The 9857-nt window shown below is 55.3% G+C and carries 7 protein-coding genes and 1 other RNA gene; 6 read left to right on the top strand and 2 right to left on the bottom strand.

Annotated elements, in window-relative coordinates; genetic code table 11:
• Positions 1 to 421: 421 nt before the first annotated feature.
• Positions 422 to 822: RNase P RNA component class A (gene rnpB / locus BLR44_RS14855), an RNA gene on the top strand.
• 50 nt (positions 823 to 872) lie between these two features.
• Here the strand turns inward: rnpB and BLR44_RS14850 are convergent.
• Positions 873 to 1844, bottom strand: a complete 972-nt coding sequence (locus BLR44_RS14850) for a type 1 periplasmic-binding domain-containing protein (RefSeq protein WP_089683273.1) — start codon at positions 1842 to 1844, stop codon at positions 873 to 875.
• 322 nt (positions 1845 to 2166) lie between these two features.
• Here BLR44_RS14850 and BLR44_RS14845 point away from each other — a divergent pair, with 322 nt between their 5' ends.
• Positions 2167 to 3744, top strand: coding sequence for a sodium/sugar symporter (locus BLR44_RS14845; protein ID WP_089683271.1), 1578 nt, complete (start codon positions 2167 to 2169; stop codon positions 3742 to 3744).
• Between the two features lie 41 nt (positions 3745 to 3785).
• Positions 3786 to 4934: a galactokinase gene (gene galK, locus BLR44_RS14840; protein ID WP_089683269.1), complete on the top strand. Its 1149-nt coding sequence runs from the start codon at positions 3786 to 3788 to the stop codon at positions 4932 to 4934.
• Between the two features lie 113 nt (positions 4935 to 5047).
• On the opposite strand, the gene BLR44_RS14835 is transcribed toward galK, so the two are convergent.
• Positions 5048 to 5578, bottom strand: a complete 531-nt coding sequence (locus BLR44_RS14835) for a hypothetical protein (protein WP_089683266.1) — start codon at positions 5576 to 5578, stop codon at positions 5048 to 5050.
• Positions 5579 to 5907: 329 nt separating this feature from the next.
• On the opposite strand from BLR44_RS14835, the gene BLR44_RS14830 reads away from it, so the two are divergent.
• The 3 genes from BLR44_RS14830 (at position 5908) to BLR44_RS14820 (ending at position 9836) form a co-directional block, all read left to right on the top strand.
• Positions 5908 to 6525, top strand: a complete 618-nt coding sequence (locus BLR44_RS14830) for a response regulator transcription factor (protein ID WP_089683263.1) — start codon at positions 5908 to 5910, stop codon at positions 6523 to 6525.
• 213 nt (positions 6526 to 6738) lie between these two features.
• On the top strand, positions 6739 to 7518 hold the full coding sequence (locus BLR44_RS14825; protein WP_089683260.1) for a WecB/TagA/CpsF family glycosyltransferase: 780 nt from the start codon (positions 6739 to 6741) through the stop codon (positions 7516 to 7518).
• A gap of 923 nt (positions 7519 to 8441) precedes the next feature.
• Positions 8442 to 9836, top strand: a complete 1395-nt coding sequence (locus tag BLR44_RS14820) for an undecaprenyl-phosphate glucose phosphotransferase (protein ID WP_089683257.1) — start codon at positions 8442 to 8444, stop codon at positions 9834 to 9836.
• Positions 9837 to 9857: the final 21 nt, after the last annotated feature.

Below are 9857 nucleotides of genomic sequence, written 5' to 3'. Positions count from 1 at the left end.
AATTGCAAACCAGTATGAAAACTTACGTGTGGCGGTTCTGTCCGTAATTTCATTACAATGTTATGGAAGAAATGGATCTTTTTCAACATTTTCAAGGTTTTTTTTAAATAAAATTAGAATTGTTGTACAGAGTATCTATTTCTTCCGCAAACGGCGCTTAGGCTTCACGCGCTTTGAACTCCTTGATTGCTAAAAAATTAGCCTTCTTTTTTGGCAATCTTTGAAAAATAAGGCAGGGTTGTAGGATTATTACCATTGTTGATATGTTTATTTTTGTAGCAACAGTGACAAACCCTATAACGACCGCACCTGGTCGATAGTTACCTGCAATTTTACTTATTTTTCATACATAGTTTTACTGTGCTGACTATCATTCGATTAAAGGTTCGCTCCGGGATGATGATTGTTACTAATATTGCCATCAGAAGATTATCTTATCGCCTTACTTACGGGTAAGGAGGAAAGTCCGGGCAACGCAGAGTACCGTACTTCCTAACGGGAAGGCACCCCGACTGCAGACGGGGTGACAGCCAGTGCCACAGAAAACGAACCGCCCCGCCATGGGTGGGGTAAGGGTGAAAAGGTGGGGTAAGAGCCCACCGGGCCGCCGGTGACGGAGGTTGCAGGGTAAACCTTACGGGTTGAAAGGCCAAATAGGTCGGCATCCGGCGCAAGCCAGGATTAAGGGTGACTCGCCCGACGCCGACGGGTAGGCTGATGGAGCGGTTTCGTGAGGGACCGTCTAGATAAATGATAAGACCTTTGTCGGCGCCTTGTGCGTTGGCAGAGCGACAGAACCCGGCTTATCGATCTTCTGCATCTGCCAGAGCCTATCTGTACTTGTTGCAGGTAGGCTTTTGTTTTTTCGGAGGTTATTCGGTCGGCGTCACCAACCGACTCTGGGCGACGAGCGCTTCGCTAAAGGTCAGGTCGATTTGCCCGGCCAATTCAGGGTTCAGGATGCTTTGTGTCGCGGGTTGGTACGGTACCTCAAGCGGGCCTGGTTGGGCTCCGTCGAGGAGGCGCTGTACGACGGCCGCCGCCCACTGCCCCCGCGTACGATTGTCTTGTGTTATTCCCCATACGGCGTAAGGGACCATGTCGGGTGCGGACGTAAGCACCGGACGGCGGATGTACTGACGGGCCACGTCGTAGGCAAGGGTGTCGTTCCAACCGGGCAGATCTGTAGCGGATGCCAGGTACAGCAGATCGAAATTCTCGTTCCCCGACGTGTACTGTGCAGTCCACTCCGCAAAGTCGTTGACCCAGGCAAACATGGGGCGGAGTCCGGTCCGTCGGCAGAGGCTGTCGAGTGCAGGCTGCGCCGCTTTCTCGGTGGCGGGCAGCAAGAGCAGCACCGAGCGCAGCGGTTGGTCGGTCAGGCGCAAGGTGTCCACCATCGACGGAAGTGCCGAAGGCGAAGAGAGCGCAACGACCGGAGGGGCGTTGGGCGGTGGCGTCCATGCGTAAGCACCGCAGTACACGACGGGCTTGGACCCTAACGCCACGTGTTGGTCCAGCACCGCCTGCAAACTGGCCAGATCGCCGGCTACCAGCACATCGGGAGAGAAGGCTTGCACGGGTTCCCACCCGTTTTGCACCGCCCCACTGTCCTGAGCGGCAGCCGAAGGCAACACGAACGTGCTGATGGACAGTGAGTCGTCGGCCAGCGTGGTGCGCAGCGCCGCTTCGGTTTCCTGGTGCGGCGAACGCGCAGAGGTAGCCGTAGTGAGGTACGCGACGCGAGGCGGGCTATGCAGCGAATGCTCGGGCGACGTACAGCGGCCTAGTGCCAGCAGCAGGAGAACAAAAAGAATGCCTTTGGGCAGGAAGGTGTCCATCATACGGAAAAGTGCAACATCGGCTGAAACCGCAAAGCTACGGCAGCGGGGGGCTTGCGTCCTAATGAGCGGTTGCCGGGACACGGGGCCGGCGGATGCCCTGGTTTTCGCTAGGGGTGACACTGAAAAAGTATTATGTTTGTCCATCGCTGGACACGGGCTGTTTTTGCCTGCCTGCCAAACCCGACGTTGATGCACCAACATAACGCAACAAGCCCGCTGGGCGACACCCTTTTGCGGAAAAGCCTGGCCTTGGGAACAACAGCCCGTTGTTGGCATGCCCCATCGCTTCGCAACTCTCATCCTGTTTATCTAGACAACCCTTATGCAGTTTCAAACCATTGACTTAGTTATTTTCATCGCCTACTGCCTGCTCATCATCGGCATTGGCCTCTGGGTATCGCGGCGCAAAGGCGGTGAAGAAGAAACCTCTCAAGATTACTTTCTGGCGAGCAAGACCCTGCCCTGGTGGGCCATCGGGGCGTCGCTGATTGCTTCCAACATTTCGGCCGAACAGTTCATCGGCATGCAGGGGTCGGGCTTTGCCATCGGGCTGGGCATCGCCACCTACGAATTTATGGCGGCCGTAACGCTGCTGGTCGTGGCCAAGTTCTTCCTGCCTATTTTCATCGAGAAGGGCATTTTCACCATGCCCCAGTTCCTGGAGGTGCGGTACGACAACCGGGTGCGGACCAGCCTGGCGGTGTTCTGGCTGCTGGTCTATGTATTTGTAAACCTCACGTCGGTGCTGTACCTCGGCGCGCTGGCGATGGAAACCATCCTGAACATTCCGCTGTGGTGGGGCATCGTGGGGCTGGCCATCTTCGCGGCCGTCTATTCAATTTACGGTGGACTGAAGGCGGTGGCCTGGACCGACGTCGTGCAGGTGATCTTCCTGGCGGGGGGGGGCCTCATCACGACTTACCTGGCGTTGCAGGCGGTGAGTGGCGAGAACGGCGGTTTCTTCGATGGGCTGGCGATCTTGTGGGAAAAGGCGCCCGAGAAGTTTGATATGATCATCAGCAAAGACGGCGTTAATGCTGAACATTATAGCAACCTGCCCGGCATTTCGGTGCTGATCGGGGGGATGTGGATCGCCAACCTGAACTACTGGGGCTGTAACCAGTACATCATCCAGCGGACCCTGGCCGCCAAAAGCATTCAGGAAGCGCAGCGGGGCGTGGCCTTTGCCGGTTACCTGAAAATTCTGATGCCCCTGATCGTGGTCATTCCCGGCATCGCGGCCTACGTGTTGGATGCACCCATCGGCAAGCCCGACGAAGCGTATCCGTGGCTGCTGGCCAATTTCGTCCCGGCGGGGATTAAGGGCCTGGCGTTTGCGGCGCTCATCGCGGCGGTGGTGTCGTCGCTGGCCTCGATGGTGAACAGCACCGCGACCATCTTTACGATCGACATCTACAAACACTTTATTAATAAGTCGGCCTCGGAACGTACGCTGGTAAACACCGGCAGGCTGGTTGGGGGAATTGCGCTGGTCATCGCCGTGCTGGTAGCGCCGCAACTGCGCGTGCTCGATCAGGCCTTTCAGTTCATTCAGGAGTACACCGGTTTTGTGAGCCCAGGGGTGGTCGCCATCTTCCTGCTGGGGCTTTTCTGGAAACGTACCACCGCCAATGCAGCGTTGTGGGGCGCTATTTTGACCATTCCTTTGTCGGTGCTGGCCAAATCGTTCCTTGACTCCATGCCGTTTATCGACCGGATGGGCGTTGTGTTTCTGGTGATCGTCGCCGTGATGGTGGTTGTCTCGCTGCTGGAAACCAAACAGCCGAGTCCCAAGGGCATTGCGTTGTCGCGCTCGCTCTTTCACACGGGGCCCATTTTCAACATTCTGGCGATCGGGATCTGCATGATCATCGCCGCGATTTACCTGCTTTTCTGGTAGGGGACGGAACACTCATTTTTTAGTGCCATACACACGTACGCATGGAAGTACAGGACATTGCCGACAAATTCAAACAGCTTTTCGACGCCACACCGCTGCTGGTGCGCTCGCCGGGACGGATCAACCTGATCGGGGAGCACACCGACTATAACGACGGGTTTGTGTTGCCGGCCGCCATCGACAAGGAGATCATTTTTGCCATCGCGCCGAACCAGACGCGGAAGGCACGTTTCTATGCATTTAACTTCGATGATTCGTTCGAGGTCGATCTGCTGGAGCTGACGCGGAATGAAAAAAACTGGGCGAACTACTTGATGGGCGTGGTGTGGGAACTGCAACAACTCGGCCACCGGATCGAGGGGTTCGACCTGGTGTTGGGAGGAAACGTGCCCATCGGCGCGGGCCTCTCTTCGTCGGCGGCCGTCGAATGCGGCCTGGCCTACGCCCTCAACGCGCTGTTCGAACTCCAGGTGCCTACGCTCGACCTGATTCAGCTGGTGCAACGTGCCGAAAACAATTTTGTGGGCATGAAGTGTGGGATCATGGACCCGTTTGCGGTGATGCTCGGCAAACGCGACCGGGTCATTAAACTCGACTGCCGTTCCCTGGAATACGAGTATTATCCCTTCGAAATCGATGCGTACCGGGTGGTGCTGTGCGACTCGAACATAGAACACGCCCTGGTCGATTCGGAATACAACGTCCGGCGGCACCAGTGCGAAGAGGGCGTTCGGATCATCCAACGCCGTGCGCCCAACGTGCAGTCGCTGCGCGACGTGACCATGGGGCTGTTGCGGCAATGTCGTGACGAAATGGACCCGCTGATCTACCGCCGGTGCAGCTACGTGGTGCAGGAGAATACACGCGTCGAACTGGCCTGCCGCGACCTGGAAGTGCGCTCGCTGAACGCGTTTGGCAAGCAGATGTACCGGACGCACCACGGCCTGAGTCACGACTACGAAGTCAGCACGCCTGAACTCGATTTTCTGGTGGCCCGCAGTCAGGAAGATCCCCACGTGCTGGGTGCCCGGCTGATGGGCGGCGGCTTCGGGGGGTGTACGATCAACCTCGTGGAAGTCGACCACGTAACCGATTTTGCCGAGCGTATGAAAAATGCCTATTACACCGAAACCAAACGCGACCTGTCGCTGTACGTGACACGCATTGTCGATGGCGTCAGTCCCGTCTAAGTGCGGACAGATTCACCGGGCGGTAAACCACAATAAAAAGGCGCATGCGATCTGGATCGTATGCGCCTTTTGGGTAAGGTTCGTAAGGAGGTAAGCCCTTTCTGCCCGCCGCTCTATTCGTCCGGGTCGGAGTCGATGCTGATCAGGGCCGGGGGCGCCTGGTCGATTTCTTTCGATAACACTTTGAAACTTTTCTTATCCATGCCAATGGGGTCGTACGCGAGGTTTTTACCCAAATCGGTGAAGTAAAAACCGCCGTCGCACCACGACCAGTCGTCGGCCGCTTCGCAGGCCATGGTGTAGCGCACCACATAATGGAAGTCGGACGCATACTGTTCGTATTCTTTCGCGGGCACCACCTGGTACGTTACCTGCTGTTCGGTGAACAGTTCCTGCAGCTCTTTCAGACTGGCAAGGTGCTGTTTGTAATAGGAGACGCGTAGCTCGTCGTCAACGTCCTCCAGATCACCCTGTACGGTCGCCATCAGGTCGTCGAATTTGTACTGCAGCAGGAGGACCCGTGTCTGTGCCAGATCGTTGGGAATGTTGGCCTTCAGCGCACGTTGGGCTTGCACCGAAGCCGAGGCGAACGTGAAAGCAAGCGTGAGCAGAAGGAAGTGCCAAAGAGTAACCGGGGACCGCATAAGCCAGTAATTACGTGAATAATTAACAATATACACTCAGAGGAGGAGTCCTGCCAAGTGGGGCGTTCGAGCGGGGGACCACGGGGATGTAAGGTTAGACCGGAACGCTCCGTAAAAAATCAGGCGCCGGCGCTCAACCGAAGGGACCGAGAGCCGTAGACACGAAATAAAAGTGGTTTGGTAAGAAATCCAGCAACTTTTGTAGAAATTAGATGTAGCGACAAGTAATTTGTAGTATCTTGAGACAGAATTGCTTTTACGCGTGTCTTACACAAAGGGGATTACGGAGGCCCTTTGTATAGGACGGAGATTTTGATCAATTGTAACGTATGTCCCCGATTCGGATCATTTTGGCGGATGATCACCCGATTTTTCTCCAGGGACTGACGCAACTGCTGGCGGACTTTCCCGACCTGGAGGTCGTCGCTACGGCGCGTAGCGGGCTGGAACTCCTGGCCCGGCTTGCGGCCCATCCCTGCGAGGTGGTGATTCTCGACTTGCGCATGCCGCAATTGGACGGCTTGCAGGCTACTTATCGCATTCGTCAGGAATACCCCGCGGTGAAGATCATCATGCTGACGGTGGAAGATCATCCCCACATCGCCCGGCAAGCGCTGTACGGGGGCGCTTCAGCGTACCTGTTCAAATCATCTTCCCTGCAGGAAGTGCACCTGGCCATTCGGAAGGCCATGCAGAACGAACTCTACATCGGCGAAGAGCTGCGGGAGAGTTTGCAGGAACAATGGAGCGAAACCGAATTGAGCGAGCGCGAGCTGGAAATTCTGGGACTGCTGGCCCGGGGGCACACCAGTAACGAAATTGCACAACAGCTCAAGATCAGCATCATGACGGTCAACACCCACCGGCGGAATATCCTGAAGAAAGCGGGCGTCAAAAATACCGCCGAGTTGGTACGACTCGCACTGCGCTATGGCTTAGTCGATTAGCGGGATCGGTACGCCCCGCACTGCGAGGCACTGACGCACCCGGCTCGTTTTCTGTTTGACACAACCTACCAGAAAGGCGTATTTTTACCTGCCGCCGCGCTGCCCGCCACCCTGCACACGGACTGCCGCGGCCCGGGGAAGTAGAACCGCTTCGTCCGCTGACGCTCCTGCAGGAGGGTTAGCCACAGACCATTGTTAAGAACGCATAAACCCATGCATACCAAAGAATCACGTCAGGCACTCCGCAAAGTAGACATCGTGGGAGCGCCTGTAACCACGGCCCCTTACGCAACCATTCGGGAAGAGATCCTGCAGTTGGGCCGGGAACGGCGCGGCTACGTCTGTTTTGCCAACGTCCACATGACCATCGAAGCGCATCAGGACCCGACGTTTGTCCGCGTGCTGGAGGAGGCCACGATCGTCAGCCCCGACGGGCGGCCCCTGTCTATTCTGATGCGCCTGCTGTACGGCATTCCGCAGGAGCGCGCCTGTGGCATGGACCTGTTGCCGGAACTGTTGGGCGAAGCGGCCCGGCGCGGACTCTCGGTCTACTTTTATGGTTCTACGGAAGACGTGCTGGAAGCCTTGGTGAGTCAGGCGCTCGCGCAGCACCCGGACCTGACCATTGCAGGAACGCATTCGCCGCCCTTCCGGCCCCTGACCGCCGAAGAAGACGCCGCCGTCGTCGAAGAGATCAACGCCTCGGGAGCCAACCTCGTGTTTGTCTCCTTGGGCTGCCCAAAACAGGAAAACTGGATGCATCAGCACCAGCATTCCGTCCAGGCGTGCATGCTGGGGGTGGGGCAGGCATTTCTGACCTACACAGGACGCGAGAAACGACTTCCCAAATGGACGCGCGACCTTTCTCTTGAGTGGGCCTACCGACTCTACCTCGAACCCAAACGACTCTGGCGGCGCTACCTGATCGGCAACAGCCTGTTTTTAATGCTTGCCGCCAAGGCCATGCTCAAAAAGCGCCTGCGCCCGTCGTAAAAGCACAGGGCGGCTGAAGCACTTGTCGCTTGCACTAAATTTCTTACGCTTTTTAAGGGACGTCTTGTCGTTGTGTACGAATACAGCACAGCGGCAAGACGTTTGTTTTGAGAGGCGGCCGGACGAGAGGCGTGAGGCTGATCCGATGCCGCGACCCTTCTACTGGACAAGCCGAAAAAAGGTTTTTACTTATTTGGGAATTGTTTTGAATTATATCAATAAAATGAAAAAATGAAGGCCGTTGACGTCCGATCAGCGCGGTATACCTAAAAATAGGTATTGCGTTCGGAAGCGATTGCTTGTAATATCGCATTGATAATCGGTAAAATTTTCTATGCTTCCGTAGCAGTCATGGTTGTTTTATGACAAACGCACCAGCACAGAAGATCAACGCATTCACCACCACGCGGGAGCGTTTACTGCGAGTTAGGTAAGGAGAGACACCAAAAAAGACACTCGATTAAACACCTACACAAAAAAACAGGTACATATTTAAAGATGTTAAAATGTTTTCGAAGCTAGGCCGGTAACTGTAAGAAAGTCCTTGATTTACAAGGATCTATTTCTACCTTTGTTATGTACGTTTGCGATTACACTCACCACCTCGTATTGATTGAAAGCAATCGCCAACGTCCTGCTGTACACTGACCACCTGTCTGGATACCATCAACGTTATTACTGGTTTTCTTTGGAGAAAGGAGCAATCCGTACCGGCGTTGCATCCGACCATATTACACACCACCAGGGAGAGGGCCGTAATATGTTTTTAGTATAGTATAAGCCACCACCGTCTGATGTGTTTGTAAAACTTGAATAAACTAAATTCAGGGCGGAAAAGGTATGTCTTGAAAGAATTGTTTTAGTCGTGTGAGGAATTTTTAGTGAGTGATGCGAGTGAATTATTTTTAGCGCATGTCTGTCTTATGAGTAAAGAACTGAAGTACTCTAAACTGATTGGGATTATCCTGCTGGTGGTCGATGCATTTTTGATCGACTGGTCGTGGGAGCTGGCGAGCTACGTAGAGGTCGATCCCGTGTTTATCAAATCGGCACGGTACATGAACCTGCTGATGCTGTTCAAGCTGACCTGGGTTGTCTCCTGGCTGACGATCGTATCGTTCATCTCCTCCAGCCTGATCAACATCCTGATCAACCGCAGAGAGATTTTGAAGAGTGTCGTGTATGCCTTTGGGTTTCACCTGCTGTTGCTGTCGGCCTACGCCATCAGCTTCCCGGCACTCTCATGGAATTCCCTGGCCATCCTCTACGGCATCTCCGGGACGGTGGTTCTGCTCATCCGGCTCATTTTTCGCACGGTGTTGCGGCAGTTTGTGCGGATTCGGCGGAAGAACCGCAAAGCCGTGATCGTAGGGGCCAACCACGCCGGTCAGGAACTGCACCAGTACCTGGTGAGTCATAAATCGTTAGGCTACCAGTTCCTGGGCTTTTTCGACGATGAGCCTGAGCTGAGCTACCTGCCCTTGCAAGGCACCCTGGCCGACGTAAAAGCCTTTTGTGTGGAGCGAAAGGTCGACGAGATCTATTACGCCCTGCCGCTCGACCAGGCCGACCTGATCAAAGACCTCACGGATTTTGCCGACGACAGCTTCATCAGCTTCAAAATTGCGCCGGACCTGCGCAGCTTGCTCAAGCGGAAAGTCAACATCGACTTCTACGGCGACGTGCCCGTCATGAAATTCCGGAAGGACCCGCTGCAAATCTTCTTGAACCAATTGCTCAAACGGGGATTCGACATCGCCTTCTCTTTGCTGGTCCTGTCAGTGCTGGTGCCGTTGGTCTTCCCGATCATCGCGCTGCTGATCCGCCTCGAATCGAAGGGGCCGATTTTCTTCGAGCAGCCCCGCTCGGGCCGGAAGAACAAGCCGTTTCTGTGCTATAAGTTTCGCTCGATGTATGTGAATGCCGAAGCGAATGCCCAATCGGCCACGCGGGGCGACCGCCGCATCACGCGCGTAGGCGCCTTCCTGCGCAAAACCAGCCTCGACGAACTGCCGCAGTTCATCAACGTGCTGCTCGGGCAGATGTCGGTCGTGGGACCACGTCCGCACATGGAAGCCCACACCCGCGAATATTCCCAATCGGTCGACAAATACCTGGTGCGCCATTTTGTGACCCCCGGCATTACGGGCTATGCGCAGGTAAACGGCTCCCGCGGCGAGATCTCCAACGCGGATATGATGAAGAAACGTGTCGAATACGATACCTGGTACATGGAAAACTGGAGCCTCTGGCTTGACCTACGGATCATCCTGCGGACGGTGACCAACGCCATCCGGGGCGAAGAAAATGCTTACTAACGACTATCAGCTCCCTCTGTA

The sequence above is a fragment of the Catalinimonas alkaloidigena genome (assembly GCF_900100765.1).
In the GTDB taxonomy this organism is placed as follows: Bacteria; Bacteroidota; Bacteroidia; order Cytophagales; family Flexibacteraceae; genus Mooreia; species Mooreia alkaloidigena.
The sequence above is the reverse complement of the archived record's forward strand: the minus strand, read 5'-3'. Positions and strand labels throughout refer to the sequence as shown.